The sequence below is a fragment of the Ruegeria sp. BG11 genome (genome assembly GCF_056538565.1).
Genome location: NZ_JBQFTH010000009.1, coordinates 74,178 through 92,628, shown reverse-complemented (window position 1 = coordinate 92,628; position 18,451 = coordinate 74,178). Strand labels below are relative to the sequence as shown.

16 protein-coding genes are annotated in these 18,451 nt (G+C 59.2%); 8 read left to right on the top strand and 8 right to left on the bottom strand.

Annotated elements, in window-relative coordinates; all coding sequences use genetic code 11:
- The first annotated feature begins 2 nt into the window (after nucleotides 1-2).
- The 3 genes from glmS to ACR0JF_RS15335 are packed head-to-tail and all read left to right on the top strand — an operon-like array spanning nucleotide 3 to nucleotide 3,053.
- On the top strand, nucleotides 3-1,826 hold the full coding sequence (gene glmS, locus ACR0JF_RS15345) for a glutamine--fructose-6-phosphate transaminase (isomerizing) (protein WP_170660690.1): 1,824 nt from the start codon (nucleotides 3-5) through the stop codon (nucleotides 1,824-1,826).
- Nucleotides 1,827-1,829: 3 nt separating this feature from the next.
- Nucleotides 1,830-2,372, top strand: coding sequence for a pyridoxamine 5'-phosphate oxidase family protein (locus ACR0JF_RS15340; protein WP_170660689.1), 543 nt, complete (start codon nucleotides 1,830-1,832; stop codon nucleotides 2,370-2,372).
- 3 nt (nucleotides 2,373-2,375) lie between these two features.
- Complete coding sequence (locus ACR0JF_RS15335) at nucleotides 2,376-3,053, top strand: DNA alkylation repair protein (protein ID WP_170660688.1); 678 nt, start codon at nucleotides 2,376-2,378, stop codon at nucleotides 3,051-3,053.
- Here the strand turns inward: ACR0JF_RS15335 and ACR0JF_RS15330 are convergent.
- A complete protein-coding gene (locus ACR0JF_RS15330) occupies nucleotides 3,050-3,481 on the bottom strand; it encodes a hypothetical protein (RefSeq protein WP_170637110.1) in 432 nt (143 codons plus the stop codon). The genes ACR0JF_RS15335 and ACR0JF_RS15330 overlap by 4 nt on opposite strands.
- A 90-nt stretch (nucleotides 3,482-3,571) precedes the next feature.
- On the opposite strand from ACR0JF_RS15330, the gene moaA reads away from it, so the two are divergent.
- Together moaA and ACR0JF_RS15320 are read left to right on the top strand one after the other, a co-directional pair.
- Nucleotides 3,572-4,579 carry a GTP 3',8-cyclase MoaA gene (gene moaA / locus ACR0JF_RS15325; RefSeq protein WP_170637112.1) on the top strand — a complete coding sequence of 336 codons (1,008 nt, stop codon included), beginning with the start codon at nucleotides 3,572-3,574 and terminating at the stop codon, nucleotides 4,577-4,579.
- Between the two features lies 1 nt (nucleotide 4,580).
- A complete protein-coding gene (locus ACR0JF_RS15320; RefSeq protein WP_170660687.1) occupies nucleotides 4,581-5,903 on the top strand; it encodes a 3-deoxy-D-manno-octulosonic acid transferase in 1,323 nt (440 codons plus the stop codon).
- A 43-nt stretch (nucleotides 5,904-5,946) separates the two neighbouring features.
- On the opposite strand, the gene ACR0JF_RS15315 is transcribed toward ACR0JF_RS15320, so the two are convergent.
- The 4 genes from ACR0JF_RS15315 to ACR0JF_RS15300 are packed head-to-tail and all read right to left on the bottom strand — an operon-like array spanning nucleotide 5,947 to nucleotide 11,304.
- The gene (locus tag ACR0JF_RS15315; protein WP_170660686.1) at nucleotides 5,947-7,110 is read right to left on the bottom strand and encodes a M20 aminoacylase family protein; all 1,164 of its coding nucleotides are present in this window, start codon (nucleotides 7,108-7,110) and stop codon (nucleotides 5,947-5,949) included.
- 17 nt (nucleotides 7,111-7,127) lie between these two features.
- Nucleotides 7,128-8,294: a M20 aminoacylase family protein gene (locus ACR0JF_RS15310; RefSeq protein ID WP_170660685.1), complete on the bottom strand. Its 1,167-nt coding sequence runs from the start codon at nucleotides 8,292-8,294 to the stop codon at nucleotides 7,128-7,130.
- 17 nt (nucleotides 8,295-8,311) lie between these two features.
- Nucleotides 8,312-9,478: an acetylornithine deacetylase gene (argE, locus tag ACR0JF_RS15305; protein WP_170660684.1), complete on the bottom strand. Its 1,167-nt coding sequence runs from the start codon at nucleotides 9,476-9,478 to the stop codon at nucleotides 8,312-8,314.
- 5 nt (nucleotides 9,479-9,483) lie between these two features.
- Nucleotides 9,484-11,304: an ABC transporter ATP-binding protein gene (locus ACR0JF_RS15300; RefSeq protein ID WP_170660683.1), complete on the bottom strand. Its 1,821-nt coding sequence runs from the start codon at nucleotides 11,302-11,304 to the stop codon at nucleotides 9,484-9,486.
- Between the two features lie 286 nt (nucleotides 11,305-11,590).
- Here ACR0JF_RS15300 and ACR0JF_RS15295 point away from each other — a divergent pair, with 286 nt between their 5' ends.
- The 3 genes from ACR0JF_RS15295 to ACR0JF_RS15285 all read left to right on the top strand — a co-directional run bounded on the left by ACR0JF_RS15295 (nucleotide 11,591) and on the right by ACR0JF_RS15285 (nucleotide 15,374).
- Entirely contained in the window at nucleotides 11,591-13,297 is a 1,707-nt protein-coding gene (locus ACR0JF_RS15295; protein WP_170375081.1) for a peptide ABC transporter substrate-binding protein, read from the top strand.
- A gap of 96 nt (nucleotides 13,298-13,393) precedes the next feature.
- A complete protein-coding gene (locus ACR0JF_RS15290; RefSeq protein WP_170375080.1) occupies nucleotides 13,394-14,401 on the top strand; it encodes an ABC transporter permease in 1,008 nt (335 codons plus the stop codon).
- The gene (locus tag ACR0JF_RS15285) at nucleotides 14,394-15,374 is read left to right on the top strand and encodes an ABC transporter permease (protein WP_170375078.1); all 981 of its coding nucleotides are present in this window, start codon (nucleotides 14,394-14,396) and stop codon (nucleotides 15,372-15,374) included. The genes ACR0JF_RS15290 and ACR0JF_RS15285 overlap by 8 nt, the downstream gene beginning before the upstream one ends.
- A gap of 6 nt (nucleotides 15,375-15,380) precedes the next feature.
- On the opposite strand, the gene ACR0JF_RS15280 is transcribed toward ACR0JF_RS15285, so the two are convergent.
- From ACR0JF_RS15280 to ACR0JF_RS15270, 3 genes are all read right to left on the bottom strand, one after another.
- Nucleotides 15,381-16,517, bottom strand: coding sequence for an MFS transporter (locus ACR0JF_RS15280; protein ID WP_170660682.1), 1,137 nt, complete (start codon nucleotides 16,515-16,517; stop codon nucleotides 15,381-15,383).
- A gap of 72 nt (nucleotides 16,518-16,589) precedes the next feature.
- The gene (locus ACR0JF_RS15275) at nucleotides 16,590-17,867 is read right to left on the bottom strand and encodes a DUF3422 domain-containing protein (RefSeq protein WP_170660681.1); all 1,278 of its coding nucleotides are present in this window, start codon (nucleotides 17,865-17,867) and stop codon (nucleotides 16,590-16,592) included.
- A 107-nt stretch (nucleotides 17,868-17,974) separates the two neighbouring features.
- Nucleotides 17,975-18,331, bottom strand: coding sequence for a VOC family protein (locus ACR0JF_RS15270; protein ID WP_170660680.1), 357 nt, complete (start codon nucleotides 18,329-18,331; stop codon nucleotides 17,975-17,977).
- Nucleotides 18,332-18,451: the final 120 nt, after the last annotated feature.

Here is an 18,451-nt window from a genome sequence, read left to right as displayed (position 1 = left end):
TTATGTGTGGAATTGTTGGTGTTCTGGGACAGCATGAAGCCGCCCCCATTTTGGTCGAAGCCCTGAAACGGCTGGAATATCGCGGCTATGACAGCGCCGGGATTGCGACCGTCAACGATGGCGCTTTGGGACGCCGTCGGGCCGTTGGCAAGCTGGTGAACTTGAGCGACCTTCTGGTCCACGATCCTTTGCCCGGCAAATCCGGGATCGGGCACACCCGCTGGGCCACGCACGGCGCGCCCTCGGTCACCAACGCGCATCCGCACAAGGCCGGGCCTGTTGCAGTCGTACATAACGGGATTGTCGAGAATTACCGCGAGCTGCGTGCCGAACTGGCCGGACACGGCGTGGATTTCGTGACTGAGACCGACACTGAAACCGTGGCCCTGATGGCCGCGCACTACCTGAATACCGGTCTGTCCCCAGTCGAAGCGGCCTTCAAGACCATCGACCAGCTGGAAGGCGCATTTGCGCTGGCCTTCCTGTTCGACGGTCAGGACGACCTGATCGTGGCCGCACGCAAGGGTTCTCCGCTGGCGATCGGCCACGGAGTGGGTGAGATGTATGTGGGTTCGGACGCGATTGCTCTTGCTCCGCTGACCAACAAGATCACCTATCTTGAGGAAGGCGACCGCGCTGTCCTGACCCGCACCTCGCTGGAAATCCGCACCGAGGCCGGTGAACTGGCCAATCGCGAGATGCGCAAGATCAAGCTGGATACGGCCCGCGCCGACAAGGGCGAACACAAGCACTTCATGGCCAAGGAAATCGCCGAGCAACCGGTGGTCGTGGCCGAGGCGATCCGCTCATACCTGCCCACCGGCGGAGACCGCGTGGTTCTACCCGAGACCGATCTGGATTTCACCAAGCTGGATCGCCTGACCATGGTCGCCTGCGGCACGGCCTTCTATGCCTGCCTGACAGCGAAATACTGGTTCGAGCAGTTGGCGAAAATGCCGGTCGAGGTCGATATCGCCAGCGAGTTCCGCTATCGCGAACCTCCGATCACTGACCGCACGATGGCCTTGTTTGTTAGCCAGTCGGGCGAAACCGCCGATACGCTGGCCGCGCTGCGCTATTGCGAGGGTAAGGCCGACAAGATCGTTTCGGTTGTTAATGTCCCCGAAAGCTCGATTGCGCGGGAAAGCGATATCTCTCTGCCCATCCATGCTGGGGTTGAGATCGGCGTCGCCTCGACCAAGGCCTTCACCTGCCAGCTGAGCGTGCTGCTGATGCTGGCGCTCAAAGCTGCGGCAGATCGTGGAACCCTGAGCGATGAGGAACTGGCCGATCACGCCGCCGCTCTGCGCGGCTTGCCCTCGGTCCTGAACGCCGCTTTGGATCAGAACCGCGCCATCCGCAAATCCGCCCAACGCCTGTCCGAGGCGCGTGACGTGCTGTTCCTGGGCCGTGGCCTGATGTATCCGCTTGCGATGGAAGGCGCGCTGAAACTGAAGGAAATCAGCTACATCCACGCCGAAGGTTACGCGTCGGGCGAATTGAAACACGGCCCCATCGCGCTGATCGACAAGCATATGCCCGTGGTGGTCATGGCCCCGCGCGACGCCGTTTTCGACAAGACCGTCTCGAACATGCAAGAGGTGATGGCGCGCAAGGGCAAGGTGATCCTCGTCTCGGACGATGATGGCATTGCCGAGGCTGGGGATGATGTCTGGAGCACAATCCGCATGCCCCATATCCACACGAACCTAACCCCGATCCTCTACTCGGTTCCGGCGCAGTTGCTAGCCTATCACACAGCTGTCGCCAAAGGCACGGATGTGGACCAGCCGCGCAACCTCGCGAAATCTGTGACTGTGGAGTAAGACATGGCCAAGCAATTCCCCCATCTGGACGATGCGCATCAGAAATTCATCACCGACCAGCACATGTTTTTCGTGGGCAGCGCCGGGGTTGAGGGGCGGGTCAATATCTCCCCCAAGGGCATGGATTCACTGCGTATTCTGGGGCCAAGCCGGATTGTTTGGATGAACCTGACCGGCAGTGGGAATGAGACCGCCGGGCATCTGCTTGAGGTCAACCGCATGACCCTGATGTGGTGCTCCTTCACCACCCGCCCGCTGATCCTGCGCACCTATGGCACCGCACGCACCCTGCATGCAGGGGATGAGGGCTGGGACGAACTGGAAGGTCACTTCCCCAACCACCGCAGCGCGCGGCAGATCTACGACCTCAGCATTGATCTGGTGCAGACCTCATGCGGCTATGCGGTCCCGTTCATGGAGTTCCAGTCGGATCGCGACACGATGCAAAAATGGGTCGACGGCAAATCAGACGACGATATCCGCGCCTATTGGGTCGAGAAGAACCAGCAGACGATTGACGGCAAACCTACCGGGGTTCCGGTCTAGACTATGCTTGCCCCCTATCTGGATCAGATCAAGGCGCATGCCGATGCCGAGCGCGCGGAACAAGTCGCAGCCTATCACAAGGCCGAGCGTCCCTATCTGGGCGTCGCCGTCCCCGTTCTCAACGATCTGACCAAAGCCTGGCGCAAGGACTTGTCGGTTGCTGAGCGCGTCACCCTCGCGGATGCGCTCTGGCAGACCAACATCCACGAGGCGCGTGTCGCGGCCTCCAAATTGCTGACACAAGCGCGGATTCGCCCGGATAAGGATGTCTGGACCTTGTTGCAAAGCTGGGTGCCCGATTTCGACGCTTGGGCCATCGCCGACCACGCCTGCACCGCCATGCAGAAACGCCTGAGCGCCGATCCCGCGCGGCTGGATCAGGTCGAAACATGGACCGGGTCAGACCACATGTGGACCCGCCGCGCTGCTCTGGTCTCGACCCTACCCTGGACCAAGCAGAACCACCCCAAACCAGAAGATCTGGCGCGCCGTGATCGAATCCTCGGATGGGCGGCAGGTTATGTGCCCGATCGAAACTGGTTCATTCAGAAATCCATCGCATGGTGGTTGCGGGAGCTCTCTAAACATGATCCCGACAGGGTCGTGGCTTTTCTGGAAACGCATGGCGACGCGATGAAACCCTTTGCCCGGCGCGAGGCCGGAAAATACCTGAAGGGTTAGTTGGCGTAGACCTCGACCTCGACCAACTGATCAAACGGCACCAGCAACGCCCGCATGGCATCTAGTGACAAACGGCTGCCACCCGTCTCGGGCCCCGAGGCCGGAACCAGAGTGATATAAGCCTGCGCGCCGGTTTTCGGCACAACAACCCGCGCGGTCACCTCGGAATCGACCAAGGGTGTCTGCATCCAGCGGCCCGGAGTCGACGGATCGCCCAACCCGGCAATGGTGGTCTTGGCGCCGGTCCAGTTCGCTGTCGCGGTTGCAGGCTGGATATAGGCTGAGCTTTCCGCCTCAGTAGGTGCGGTCTCTACAGCAGCAGGTGTTACCTCAGCAGCCTCATCGCGCCCCAACAAACGATCCGTTGTCGAACGCACGGTATCGCACCCGACCAGCAAAACGCAGGATATCACAAGCAGTTCTCTCATACCCCGAACCTACTACCGCTCAGGCAGCTGTACCAGACCAAAGCACAGTTCACTCTTGTCGCGGGCCTATTCCAGCTTTACCTATACCGCATGACTGCTCCGCTTATTGATCCTTTCGCCCGTGCCATCACGTATCTGCGCGTCTCGGTAACCGATCGCTGCGACTTTCGCTGTGTCTATTGCATGTCCGAGAACATGACCTTTCTGCCCAAGAAAGAGCTACTGACGCTGGAAGAGCTGGACCGCATGTGTTCCACCTTCGTGAATATGGGCGTTGAGAAACTGCGCATCACCGGTGGTGAGCCGCTCGTGCGTCGCAATATCATGACGTTCTTCAACTCCATGACCCGTCATCTGGAAAGCGGCGCGCTGAAAGAACTGACGCTTACAACCAATGGCTCGCAGCTTTCGCGATTTGCCGATGACCTCTACGCGGCGGGTGTGCGGCGGGTGAATATCTCGCTGGACACGCTGGATGAGGATAAATTCGCAGCCGTTACGCGGTGGGGACGTCTGAAACAGGTTCTGAACGGGATTGATGCAGCACAAAAGGCGGGCCTGCGGGTCAAGATCAACGCAGTGGCCCTCAAAGGCTTCAACGAACCCGAATTGCCCCAGATCACCGAATGGTGCGCGGAACGCGACATGGACCTGACCTGGATCGAGGTCATGCCGATGGGCGATATCGGCAATGAGGACCGGCTAGATCAATACTGGTCGCTCAAGGATGTGCGAAAGGAATACGAAAACCACTATAGCGTGACCGATCTGGCCGAACGCTCCGGAGGTCCAGCGCGCTATGTCCGGCTTGAAGAAACTGGCCAGAAGATCGGCTTTATCACCCCGCTGTCACATAATTTCTGCGAAAGCTGCAACCGCGTGCGCCTGACCTGCACCGGTGAGCTTTACATGTGCCTGGGTCAAGAAGACATGGCCGACCTACGCGCCCCGCTGCGCGATCATCCGGACACGGAAAAACCCTTGGAAGAGGCGATCCGCGCTGCGATCAACCTCAAGCCCAAAGGCCATGACTTCGACTATTCCCGTCAGGCCGTCGATGGCCAGATGAGCCGCCACATGAGCCACACAGGCGGCTGACATGCCCGGCTCTGACGTTCGTCCGACGCTGCTGTACAAGCTGTACTGCGGCGTCACCTCTCTCGTGCAGCCTTTGGCCTGGCGGACCGTGCGCAAAAAGCTGCAGGCGGCCGAAGTCTCGAACCAGCGCCAGCAGGAGCGACTGGGCTATGCCAGCCTCGACCGCCCTGCTGGACAATTGATCTGGTTTCACGCAGCCAGCGTCGGCGAAAGCCTCTCGGTGCTCAGCCTGATCCACCGGCTTGGCGAGCGCCTGCCTCAAGCCGAGTTCCTAATCACCTCCGGCACGCCCACCTCAGCCGCGCTGATTGCCAAGCGACTACCCCCTCGCACCCGACATCAGTATCCACCCTTGGACAGCGCCGGACCTGTGCAGCGGTTTCTGGACCACTGGGAACCCGATGCTGCGATTTTCGTAGAAAGTGAAGTCTGGCCCCGCCTGATCGTCGAGACGGCTGGACGCGGCACGCCTTTGTGTCTCCTGAACGCACGTTTATCCGACAAGTCCGTGGCGGGGTGGCAAAAACGCCCAGAAACTGCGCGCTTCATCCTGGACCATTTCGCGCTGTTTCTCACGCAGAATGACAAAACGGCCACGAATCTGATCGCAATTGGGGCGGACCCTGATCGCGTTCAGCCCGGCACCAACCTCAAGGCGATGTCCGACCCATTGCCGGTGGATCAAACCACGCTGACGGATATCCAAAACCAGATTGGCCATCGACCCGTCTGGATCGCCAGCTCTACCCATGCAGGCGAAGAGGAAACGGTTCTGGCCGCCCACAAAGCTTTGCTTAAGCAGTACCCAGACTTGCTGTTGCTGCTGATACCGCGACACCCGGAACGGCGCGAGGAGGTCGCGACCCTCCTGACCAAAGCCAAACTCACATCGGCCTTCCGAACCAAGACCGACCCTATTACAAATGAGACTCAGGTCTACGTGGCCGATACCCTTGGCGAAACCGGCACATGGTACGCGCTTTGCCCGATTGTCTTTCTCGGCGGGTCTTTGAGAGAGATCGGCGGTCACAACCCGTTCGAGCCAGCTCAAGCCGGGGCTGCCGTCATGACCGGTCCGGGCTACTTCAACTTCGCTGAAACCTTCGCACCCCTTATCGACACCGGCGGGGCCGTTCAGGTTGAAACCGCCAAAAATCTTGAGAAAGCCGTCGACAACTGGCTGTCCAACGACGCAGCCCTGACCCAAGCCCGCTCCGCCGCCCGCACCTGCGTCGCAACCCAAAAAGACGCGCTGCAAAACGTGATCGAAACGCTCTGCTCCACACTCGGCCTAGAGCCGAAGGATCCTTCTTCATCTGGCTGAAAATATCCCGGGGGTGTGGGGGGCAGAGCCCCCACCCTGTCATTCAGGCCGCAGGCATCCGCTGTTCTACAATCTCGGCCCACCAGCTGCACCCGGCAGGGATGGCCTCATCATTGAAATTGTACTCAGGGTGATGAACCATGGCCGTATCGCCGTTGCCCACCAGAATATAAGCTCCAGGACGCTCTTCCAGCATAAAAGCAAAATCCTCGCCGCCCATGACCAGAGGGGCCTCTTCGCAAGCACCAGACACCGATCGTGCGACGTCAGCCGCAAACTCGGTCTGCTCGTCGCTGTTCACCATGACCGGATAGCCTCGAATATAGGTGACGTCCGCTGTGCCACCAAAGGTCGCCGCTACGCCGTTGCAGATCTCGTTGATCCGCTTCTCGGCCAGATCACGCATCTCCTTGCTCATGGTGCGCACCGTGCCTTTGATCTGAACTGATTGCGGGATCACGTTGAAGGCCTTCGACGAGGTCTCGAACGAGGTCACCGACACAACCACTTGATCAACCGGATCTGCATTGCGCGAGGCGATCGTCTGCAGCGCCAGCACCGCCTGCGCCGTCATCACGGTGGTATCGACCGTCTCCTGCGGTTTCGCCGCATGACCGCCGCGCCCTTCAAACGTGATGTCGAACTGGTCCGTGGCAGCGAAGAACGACCCCGGACGGATCGAGAAGCTGCCAACCGGTTTGCCCGGCCAGTTGTGCATCCCGTAGACCTCCTGAATGTTCCAGCGGTCCATCATGCCGTCTTCACACATCTCGCGACCTCCGCCGCCGCCTTCTTCGGCGGGCTGGAAGATCACGACAACGGTGCCATCGAAATTGCGGGTTTCCGACAGGTACTTCGCTGCACCAAGAAGCATCGCGGTATGACCATCATGGCCGCAGGCGTGCATTGCCCCCGGCGTTTTCGAAGCATAGTCAAGCCCCGTCGCCTCGAGGATCGGCAGAGCGTCCATATCCGCGCGCAGACCGATCACCTTGCCATTGCTGTCCGACTTGCCCTTGATCACACCGACAACGCCGGTGCGGCCAATGCCGGTGACAACCTCATCGCAGCCGAACTCCGTCAGCTTTTCGGCGACCAGAGCGCTAGTGCGGTGGGTTTCAAACAGGATTTCAGGGTTTTCGTGCAGGTCACGTCGCCACGTTGTGATCTCGTCCTGCAGTTCCGCAAAGCGGTTTTTGACTGGCATATCTTGTCTCTCCTAAATCATCCGGCCGGCATCCGGCGTTCGACCATCTCAGCGAACCAGCTACAACCAGCGGGTATGGCGTCATCATCGAAATTGTATTCTGGGTGGTGACACATCGCAGTGTCTCCGTTCCCTAGAAAGATGTAGGCTCCGGGCCGTTCTTCAAGCATGTAAGCGAAATCTTCCGACGGCATGATCGGATCGGTGCCATCGTTTACTTTTCCAGCCACAGCTGCGGCGGCCTCAGAGGCATAGCTGGTCTCGGCCTCGGAGTTTACCGTCACCGGATAGCCCGGCGTCCATTCTACCTTGGCGGACGCGTCAAAGGCCGAGGCCGTATCTTCTGCAATTCGGCGAACACGCTGTTCCGCGATCGCGCGGTACTCGGGGTCAAGCGTTCGTACCGTGCCTTTCAGACGGACCGTATGCGCAATCACGTTTGAGGCCACGCTGTCCGTCTCGAACGTACCCACCGTCAGAACAACTCGTTTGATCGGATCGACAGTGCGGGCCACAACGGATTGCAAAGACACAACAATATGCGATGCGACAAGCGTTGTATCCACCGCCTCATGCGGGGCTGCCGCGTGGCCACCCTTGCCGGTGACGGTAATTTCGAACTCGTCCGACGAGGCCAGAAGGGCTCCGGGCCGGATCGCAAATTCACCAACCGGCAGGCCAGGCATGTTGTGCATGCCGTAGACTTCCTGAATGCCCCAGCGCTCCATCAACCCGTCCTGACACATAGCGAGACCTCCGGCGCCACCCTCCTCGGCCGGTTGAAAGATCAGCACGGCGGTGCCATCGAAATTCCGCGTCTCGGCCAGGTACTGCGCAGCCCCAAGCAGCATCGAGGTATGCCCGTCATGCCCACAGGCATGCATCTTGCCCGAAACGGTCGAGGCATAGTCCAAACCCGTTGCCTCTTCGATCGGCAGGGCGTCCATATCTGCGCGCAATCCGATCACCCGACCCTTAGTGTCCGAGCGGCCCTTGATCACGGCCACAACACCTGTCTTGCCGACGCCTTCGGTAATCTCATCGACACCGAAGGCCTTCAGCCGCTCAACAACAAAGGCGGCGGTCTCGTGAACGTCATACATCAGTTCGGGATGAGCATGCAGATGTCGGCGCCACTTGGTGATCTCTGCCTGCATTTCAGCAAGTCTGTTTTTCACCGGCATTTTGGACCTCCTTGGGATCAGCTGGACAGTTTCTCGACCAATCGTTGCATGAACGCATGGCCCGCTTCGAACTGCGCGACAGAGATGAACTCGTTCGGTTGATGGGCCTGCGCGATGTCGCCCGGGCCGCAGATGACCGCTGAGTAACCTGCTTCCTGAAACTGCCCGGCCTCGGTGCCATAGCTGACCACATGGCTTGCGTTGTCACCGGTCAGGGCGCGTACCAAAGCTTCGGCCTCACCATCCTTTTCGGGGACCAGACCGGGGATCGAGAAATTTTCAGAGATTTCGATCCGCGCTTCGGGGTGAACCGCCTGCATCCGCGCTTCAACCGCGCGCACCTGTTCTAAATAGTCATCGCGCCACGCGGCTTTGCTTTCATCCGGCACCGTGCGGAAATCCAGCATGAAGTGGCAATCCTTGGCGGTGATATTATGCGCGGTGCCGCCTTCGATCATGCCCACATGGACAGTGGTCCAGGGCGGATCGAACACCGCAGCGGTTTCGCTGGGCGTGGCCGCCTGATTGCGGGCGTTCTGTTCGTTCGCCCAATTGATCAGCGGCGCGGCTTCCATGATGGCATTCACGCCTGTATGCATGATCGAGCTGTGTACCTCGAACCCGACCATATGCGTGTCATAGCCAAAACCACCCTTGTGGCCGGTGACAGCCTGCATTGTCGAAGGCTCGCCCACGATCACGGCCGAGCCTTTGGGCAGCACTTTGTTCAATGCCTCGATCATTGGCGGAGCGCCAGTGCATCCGACCTCTTCATCGAAGCTCAGCGCCAGTTGCAAGGGACGTTTGAGCCCTGCTTCGCGCGCCTCGACCAGTGCCCAGATCGCGAGCGCGTCAAAACCCTTCATGTCGCAGGTGCCGCGTCCGTAGTACTTGCCGTCCTTCTCGGTGACAGTGAACGGATCCGTATCCCAGGGCTGCCCGTCCACCGGAACGACATCGGTGTGACCCGAGAGGACAACGCCGCCCTCTTCCCACGGGCCGACATGCGCAAAAATCGCCGCCTTGTGCGGCTGATCCGGGTCCGGCCAGCGATGGGATTCGATACCGTGTTCGTTCAGGTAACCTTCGACCCAGTCCACCAGCGGCAAGTTTGTGTCACGGCTTACAGTCGGGAATGAGATCAGCTTGGTCATGATCTCAAGCGGCGTCAGACGCTGTGGCATATGTGTCAGTACCCGCTATCCGTGGTCAGGATGAAATGGCCCGGCTCAACCTCGTTGTACTTCGACGGTTCTGGCGCGTATCCAATCGGATGAATGGGCGACGGGATCGGCTTGAAATTCAAGTCTTTTTCCGATTTCCGTTTGTTTGGGTCCGCGATTGGAACCGCCTTCATCAGCGCCTGTGTATACGGATGCTGTGGATTCTCGAACACCCGCGCACGCGGCCCAAGCTCGACAATCCGGCCCAGATACATCACGCCCACATGGTGGCTGACCCGCTCGACAACGGCCATATCGTGACTGATGAACAGGTAAGACAGGCTCAGCTCGGATTGCAGCTCCATCATCAGGTTCAGCACCTGCGCCTGCACCGACACGTCCAGCGCCGATACGGCCTCATCCGCGATGATCAGCTTGGGGTTTAGGGCCAACGCGCGGGCGATGGCGATACGCTGACGCTGACCGCCAGACATCTCATGCGGGAAACGGCGCATGAAGCTGCGCGGCAGTTGCACCTTGTCGAACAGCTGCGCCACGCGATCCTGCAATTCAGACCCCGAGGCCACACCGTAGTTGCGCATCGGTTCCGCCACTTGGTCGATCAACTGCATCTGCGGATTGAGCGAAGCGAAGGGGTCTTGAAAGATCATCTGCATATCCAGCCGCGCCTTGCGCAGACCGGATTGGTCCAGCTTCATGATATCGACGCCGTCCAGATTGACCTCACCCGCCATCGGCTCGACCAATCGCAGGATCGAGCGCCCGGCCGAAGACTTGCCGCAACCCGATTCGCCCACAAGGCTAAGTGTCTGGCCTTTGTTCAGCGTGAACGAGACATCCTCGACCGCATGAACGTTCGATATCGTCCGGCGCAGCAAGCCGCCTTTGACTGGGAAACGCGTGGTCAGGTTCTTGACCGTCAGCAGTGTTTCTTCTGTGCCGGGAATCGGAGCGATGTTCTGCCCTTCGACACCCAACAGTTTCATCGGTTCCGGCGCGGCTTTCCCCTGCATCTCACCCAGTTTCGGCACCGCGGCCAGCAGCGCCTTGGTGTAGTCGTGCCGCGGGTTCTCGAAAATTTCGGTGACCGGGCCCTCTTCGACCTTGTTGCCGCGGAACATGACAACAACGCGGTCGGCCATCTGTGCCACAACGGCCATGTCATGGGTGATGAACATTACCGCAGTGCCAGTTTCGCGTTTCAAACGGTCCATGAGGGCCAGAATCTCAGCCTGAATGGTCACGTCCAATGCAGTTGTCGGTTCGTCCGCGATCAGCAGACGTGGCTCGCACGCCATCGCCATTGCGATCACCACGCGCTGGCGCATGCCCCCTGAAAGCTCGTGCGGGTACTGCTTCAACCGGCGCTCGGGTTCGGGGATTCGCACCTGCCGCAGCAGCTCCAAAGCGCGTTCTTCGGCTTGCGTTTTGGACATGTCCTTGTGAATTCGCAGCCCTTCGGTCAGTTGCCGACCAACGGTGAAAACTGGGTTCAGGGCGGTCATCGGCTCCTGAAAGATCATTCCGATCTCATTGCCGCGAATCTGTTTCATCAGATCCTGATCGGCATCAGCCAGGTCCATCTCGGCTCCGTCGCGGCGGTCAAACAGCAGCTCGCCACCGGCGATTTCGCCTCCGCCGAACTCGACAAGGCGCATCAGAGACAGCGATGAAACCGACTTGCCCGAGCCCGATTCGCCAACAATACAAACCGTTTCGCCCGGATTTACCTCGAACGAGACGTCCTCAACGCCCACGACCGGGCCGTCTTTCGTCTGAAACTCCACCCTCAGTTTTTTGATCTGGGCAATTGGTTGATCCAGCACGCGCGCGCTCCCTTTTGGGTCGTTTTGTTTTTATGGATGCCGAACGCTAAGGCGGCGAGCCAGGAAAAGTCAAACGCAATGCACGATTTCGTGACGGCAAGGCTTGCAATTTTCCTAAGTTCTGCTTCGATACCCGCGTAACCGACAACCAGCGAAGGCAGAAATCGCGTTGCGCGAAATGCAATTGCTATTTCTAACAATGCCTTAGCCGCAAGTCGGCAACGCCAAATCCGCAGGCATTGCGGAGATAATCGAGACACGCAAGTGTCCAATTCGGGAGTGACTTATGAAGATCAAAACCCTTTTGCTTGGTGCGATTGCAAGCACGGCGATGGCCCCAGCGGCCTTTGCCGAGCGCGGATCGGACGGCAATGTCAGCATCATTTATTGGCAGGCTCCGTCAATTATGAACCCGTTTCTGTCGGGTGGCACAAAAGATGTTGAGGCGGCCTCGCTGGTGATCGAACCACTTGCACGCTACGACCAAGACGGGAACATGGTGCCGTATCTGGCCGCTGAAATCCCGACCGTTGAAAATGGCGGCGTCAGCGAAGACCTGACCACCATTACTTGGAAGATTGCGCCTGGCCTCACATGGTCGGACGGTACTCCGTTCACCTCGGCCGACGTGGTATTTACCGCAAACTACTGCATGGACCCCGAAGGCGGTTGTGCACAGGTGACCAAGTTTGAAGGCGTCACCGACGTCGAAGCTGTCGATGACCTAACCGTTAAGGTAACATTCGACGCACCGACCCCCTTCCCCTACGGACCGTTTGTGGGTGGTGAAAGCCCGATCATTCAGGCCGCTCAGTTCGCTGACTGCATGGGCGCAAAAGCCCCTGAATGTACAGATCAGAACTTCAACCCGATCGGCACTGGCCCGTTTGTCGTCACCGAGTTCAAACCGAACGACGTGATCACATTTGCCGCCAACGACAACTACCGTGACCCGGCCAAGCCGGCGTTTGCCAGCGTGACCTTCAAAGGTGGCGGCGACGCAACAGCGGCAGGTCGTGCGGTTATGGAAACCGGCGAGTTTGACTATGCCTGGAACCTGCAGCTGGCCCCTGAGGTCATCGCGCAGATGCAGGAAGGTGGCAAAGGTACTCCGGTCGCAGGCTTCGGCCCGCTGGTCGAGCGTATCATGCTGAACCAGACCAACCCGTCGCCCGACCTGCCGGAAGGTGAGCGCTCGACAGCCGCGCATCCGCACCCATTCCTCCAGGATCCGGCCGTTTACAAAGCCATGTCGATGGCCATCGACCGCCCGCTACTGGTGGAAATCGGCTATGGCCAAGCTGGCAAGGTGACCTGTAACTGGGTTCCGGCCCCGGCTGCGTTTAGCTCGACCTCGATGAGCTGTGACACGCAGGATATCGAAGGCGCCAAGAAGCTGCTGGATGACGCAGGCATCGTTGATACCGATGGCGACGGCATTCGTGAAAAAGACGGTGTGCCGCTGAAAATCGTCTACCAGACCTCGACCAACGCTGTGCGTCAGGACTTCCAGGCGCTGATCAAGGAATGGTGGAGCCAGATCGGCATCGAATCCGAGCTACGCAACATCAACGCATCGGTCTTCTTCGGTGGTGACCCGGGTTCGCCTGACACCTTCCAGAAGTTCTATGCCGACGTTGAGATGTACGCCAACACCTTCAACGGCACCGACCCGCAGTCCTATCTGGGCAACGGTCTGTGCGACAAGGCACCAAAGCCAGAATCGCAGTGGCAGGGTGAGAACATCAGCCGCTTCTGCAACGAAGAGTTTGACGCCTTGCACGCCAAACTGGCTGAAACCGCGGGTCTGGAAGCCCGTGCGGAAATCGCCAAGCAGCTGAACGACATAATGGTTCAAAACGGCGGCATGATCCCGCTGGTGCACCGTGGCCGTCTGTCGGCGCATGCAAACACCCTGGGTGGTGTTGTCCTGAACGTTTGGGACAGCGAACTGTGGAACATTGCGGACTGGTACCGCAAGACCGGTTCCTAAGCGTTAATCTTGCAATATCGCGCCCCGATCTTTATCGGGGCGCGGTCATTTGCAGACCACTCCAACAAAAAGACGCATCAACAAAGGCGCCTTTGAATGCTCAACTTTACCATCAGACGACTGGTGCTGGCCGTACCCACGCTGCTGTTCATCAGCCTCGTCATCTTCCTGCTGCTCGAGCTTGCCCCAGGCGACCCGATGGCACAGGTTCCCCTCACCGTCCCCCCCGAAGTCAAAGAGAAGATGCGCGAGGCGCTTGGCCTTGGCCAGCCGATGCATATCCGGTTCTGGAAATGGATCGTGCAGTTTTTCTGGATCGAGCCGCAGGTTCTGATCGACCATATGTTTGGCACCACTTTCTCTGAAGGTGACCTGCGTGTGATTTCGTGGCAGACTCGCTCGCCCGTTATGGACATCGTCGTTCAGCGTATCCCGCAGACCCTGTGGGTGGTTGGCACCGCCTACGTGGTCGCCATCCTGATCGCCCTGCCCATCGGCATCTATTCCGCATACCGCCAGTATTCCTGGTTCGACCAGATGGGGACCTTCGTGTCGATGGTCGGCTTCTCGGTCCCGCCCTTCTTCTCGGGCGTGCTGGTGATCGTGATCTTCTCGGTCCAGCTGGGCTGGTTCCCATCGATCTATGACACGACTCACGTGGTGAATAGCTGGGATAGCTTCGTCGTGCAGCTCAAGCAGATGATCATGCCGGTCATGGTTCTGGCGCTTCAGATTACGGCACAGCTGAGCCGCTTCATGCGCGCCTCGATGCTGGACAACCTCAACCAAGACTACGTTCGTACCGCCCGAGCCAAAGGGCTGAGCGAATATACAGTTGTGATGGTCCACGTCCTGCGCAACTCAATGATCCCCGTGGTTACCGTTATTGCGCTGGGTATTCCGGCCATCTTCGGCGGCGCAATCATCACCGAGCAGGTTTTCAAGGTGAACGGAATCGGCCAGTTGCTGATCGGCGCGATCCAAGCCAATGACCTGCCGATGGTGCAGACGCTGACCTTCATCTTTGCCGTGTTGATCGTTCTGTTCAACCTGATTGCTGACGTGCTCTACGGCATTCTGGACCCGAGGATTCGCTATGACTGATACTGACAAATCAGACACGCTGGTCCCCGACGAAGGACTAGCCCCTGCCTCAACCGCGCTGCCAACCGCAGGCGTGATGGATGACCTGGCCACACCACCCCGCAGTCAGTGGCGCGATGTGTGGGATCAGTTCAAAACGCACAAAGGCGCGATGATCGGGGCGATCCTATTCATCTTCATCGTCGCCGGTGTGTATCTGGGGCCGTACCTCTGGAGCATAGATCCAACCCAGATCGACATCCGGTCACGCAATCAGGGCCCAAGTTGGGCACATCCTTTCGGCACCGATCAGCTGGGCCGGGATATTCTGGCGCGGATGATGTCGGGCGGGCAGACCTCGGTCTCGGTTGGCATCACCGCTATGTTGCTGGCGCTGTTTCTGGGGTCCTTCATCGGTGTGATCGCGGGCTTCTTCAAACGCCTCGACGGGCCGTTGATGCGACTGACCGATCTGTTTCTAGCTCTGCCCCTTCTGCCGCTATTGCTGGTCATGATGCTGCTGTTCCGCGAGCCTCTGTCCGCAGCTTTCGGGCTGGAGCGTGGGATCTTTATCCTGATCGTCTGCGCCATCGGCATCACATCGTGGATGCCCACGGCGCGGATCGTGCGGGGCGACGTGCTGGCCATCAAAGAGCGTGAGTTCGTTCTCGCGGCACGCTCCATCGGCACCAGCAACCGGCAGATCATCACGCGGCACATCCTGCCGAACGTGCTGTCTCCGATCATGGTGTCGGCGACGCTGGGGATTGCGACGGCGATCATCACCGAAAGCGCGCTGTCCTTCCTCGGGCTCGGCTTCCCGCCGGATTTCCCGACCTGGGGCCGCTTGTTGTTTGATGGCGTCGACTATCTGCAGCAATACCCCGAGCGCGTGTTCTGGCCCGGCCTTGCGATCTCGCTGACTGTTCTCAGCGTGAACTATCTGGGCGATGGCTTGCGTGATGCGCTGGATCCGCGCATTCGCGGCCGGTGACAAAACTCAGTCGGCGCGCTTTAACGCGCCGGCACAGACCACGATAAGCACCGCAAGCGGCAGCAAGACACCAAACGCCATCCGCAGAGACAGCAATTCGGCCAGAAACCCGATCAGCGGCGGTCCGATCAACAGTCCCCCATATCCGAGCGTTGCGACACTGGCGATGGCCTGTCCCGGTGGGGTGTTTGGGTCGTTGGCTGCGCGGCTGAACGCCAAGGGCATGATCACCGCATAACCGACCCCCATCAGCGTGAACCCGACCAACGCCAATGGCGCAGCACCGGCGGACACCACGCAGAACACCCCTATCGCAGCAAAGACACCGCCGCCCCTCGCTGCTGCGACCGGGCCGACGCGCGCGATGAGGAAGCCGCCAGCCAAACGACACACCACCATCGCGACCGAAAAAACCGCATAACCCAAGGTTGCGACACTCTCAGCGGCTCCGGTGACGTCGCGCAGGAATAGGGCGCTCCAATCTGCGACGGCACCTTCCCCCAGCGCACCGCATAGCGCCGTGAAGCCAACGAGGATCAACACCCCGGACGGGAATGCAAACACGGCACCTTGAGACTGCTCCGCACGGCGCGACGTCCATTGTACCCAGGACATCGCCAAAGCCAGTGCCACCACAACGCCTCCCGCAACCAGAAAATGCTGCAGAACAGTCGCATCCCACTGAACAGCTATAAATCCACTGACCGCCCCAAGGCCGGCACCAAGGCTCCACATCGCATGAAACGAGGACATGAGCGGTTTGTCGAAGGCCTGCTCTACCTCGGCTGCCCAAGCGTTCATCGCCACGTCCATAGAGCCATGAAAGGCACCGAACAGAAACAGGAACGCCGCAAGCATGGTGAAGCTGTCGGCCAGCGCCAGCAAAACCAGCGAAAAGGTGTACAGCACCGCGATGATCCGCGTGATCGATACGGCCCCAAACCGGTCGGTCAATCGTCCGGTCACTGGAAAGGAACAGACAGCGCCCGCAGCCATGAATAGAAGGCCAAACCCAAGCTCTTCGTGGCTGAGGTTCAGATGATCGCGCACTGCCGGGATGCGAGAGGCCCAGATACCGAACAGGGCACCATTCAGCGCGAACATCGCGGTGACGGCGCGCCACGCAGCAACGACACTGATCATATTAAAGCTCCGCTTGTTTGATGCGCTTCGCCGGCTACTAGTACAACGCTACCAAACAGAGGCAAGCGCCGCTCACTCTAGCCGCCGCCGAATTCTGCGGACGCCCACCCAAACGGCCAGAATGACCGGAACAGTGACCAAAGCCGTCAACATTCCCTTGCTGATCCCCGCCGACGTCAGAGGATACAGCAGATAGCTGACCAGCGAGACGGCGTAGTAGCTGATGGCAACCACCGACAGCCCCTCGACCGTGCGCTGCAGCCGCAGGGCCTGATCAGCGCGGCGGTCCATGCTTTCCAGCAAGGCCTGGTTCTGCGCGCTGCGTTCCACGTCCACACGTGTTCGCAGTAGATCTCCGGCGCGGATGGCCCGGTCTGACAGGGCCTGTAGGCGCAATTCAGTCGACTTAACAGTCCGCATCGCAGGGTCATAGCGGCGCATCATGAAATCGGCAAAGCTCTGCCCCCCCATGAACCGCTCTTCCCGCAAAACCTTGACGCGCTGGTTAACGATGGCCTCGTAGGCGCCCGTGGCCCCAAACCGAAAGGTACAGCGTGCCGAGATCGTCTCCAACTCGGTTGAGGTTTTCAGCAGCTGCGGCAGCATGTCATCGGGATGTTTGCCGCCATCGGTCATCTCGCCCATCAGCGCGGTCAGCTTCTGATCCAACTCGCCAATGCGCGTTGTCAGAGATTTGACCCGCGCAAACCCCAGCATGGACATGGCCTTGTAGGTCTCGATTTCGCACAGGCGCTGGATGATCCGTCCAACCCGGCGCTCTCCAGTTCCATCCGACACGAACAGCGCAAACCGCATGTGCCCTGCGGGGTCGATGCGAAAATCGCTGGCGCAGATCGCGGCATCGTCCAAAACGCGGGACACGGCAAGGCTTTCGGGTTCGAACCAATCCGGTAGCAAGTTCCGGACGACGTCATCCTCTGGGCGCGGAACAACTCGTAGCAAAGCCGACGTGATCCTCTGACCGGGACTGGCCATCATCCAATCTGGGGGGAAGACTTCGAAATCGGCGGGGTTGAACGCCCGCTCACTCACGTTCTGAGAGATCGCAGTAAAGGTTACGAACTCAGTGTGTTGCTCCCACTTGAGCCAATGGCGTCCGATCTGCCCCGCATAGTGGGTCGCGTCGGGCTGAGGGTGCGGCGCGCCGTGGCGATCCAGCAGATTGATCAAATGCGCAATGTCGTCCTGCCGGTCCCCTCCTTGCGACGGGCCGGGCTTCTTGATCGCCAGAAAGGCAACCGTGCATGGAACCTGCGCCACTGGAAAAGGTCGGGCGTGCAGTTCATTGGCAAGCCGATAGCGTAAAGGGTGGTCATCGATTGGCGTCATGCGGGGCTCCGATTCATCCGACACACTATACGGCACACCCAAAATACATCAATTCCCATTTTATTTCAGATACTTACAAGAATGCGACAGTATACATTCCAGCCAATTCATTGATTTGGCTGCCATAGCTCGATGGGATTGCCTTCGGGATCATGAATACGGGCGAATTTACCTACCTCGCTATCCCAATCCGGATTGGTTTCGACGGTGATCCCTGCGTCCTGTAGCTGGCGTGTCAAAGCGGCCAAATCATCAACCCTGAAATTGATCATCCACTGCTGCTCGCTTCGGCCAAAATACGCGGTATCCTGGGCGAAGGGTGCAAAGACCGTATAGCCTTCGGCCTGCTTCCAAGGGACCGGATCGTAGTGGTTTACCCCCAGGTGCTTTTCATACCATTCGCTCAGGGCCTTGGGGTTCTTCGCACGAAAAAAGATCCCGCCGATTCCGTTTACTTTCTCCATGACCTTGCTCCCACAAAGTACCCTTCAGACGTAAAATAGCATATCAAGCTTGCTTCATCTGGCTGCAATACTCTGGAGGCGAGAAGGCCAAGCCCTCTTCAACGTAGAAAAGAAAAGGGC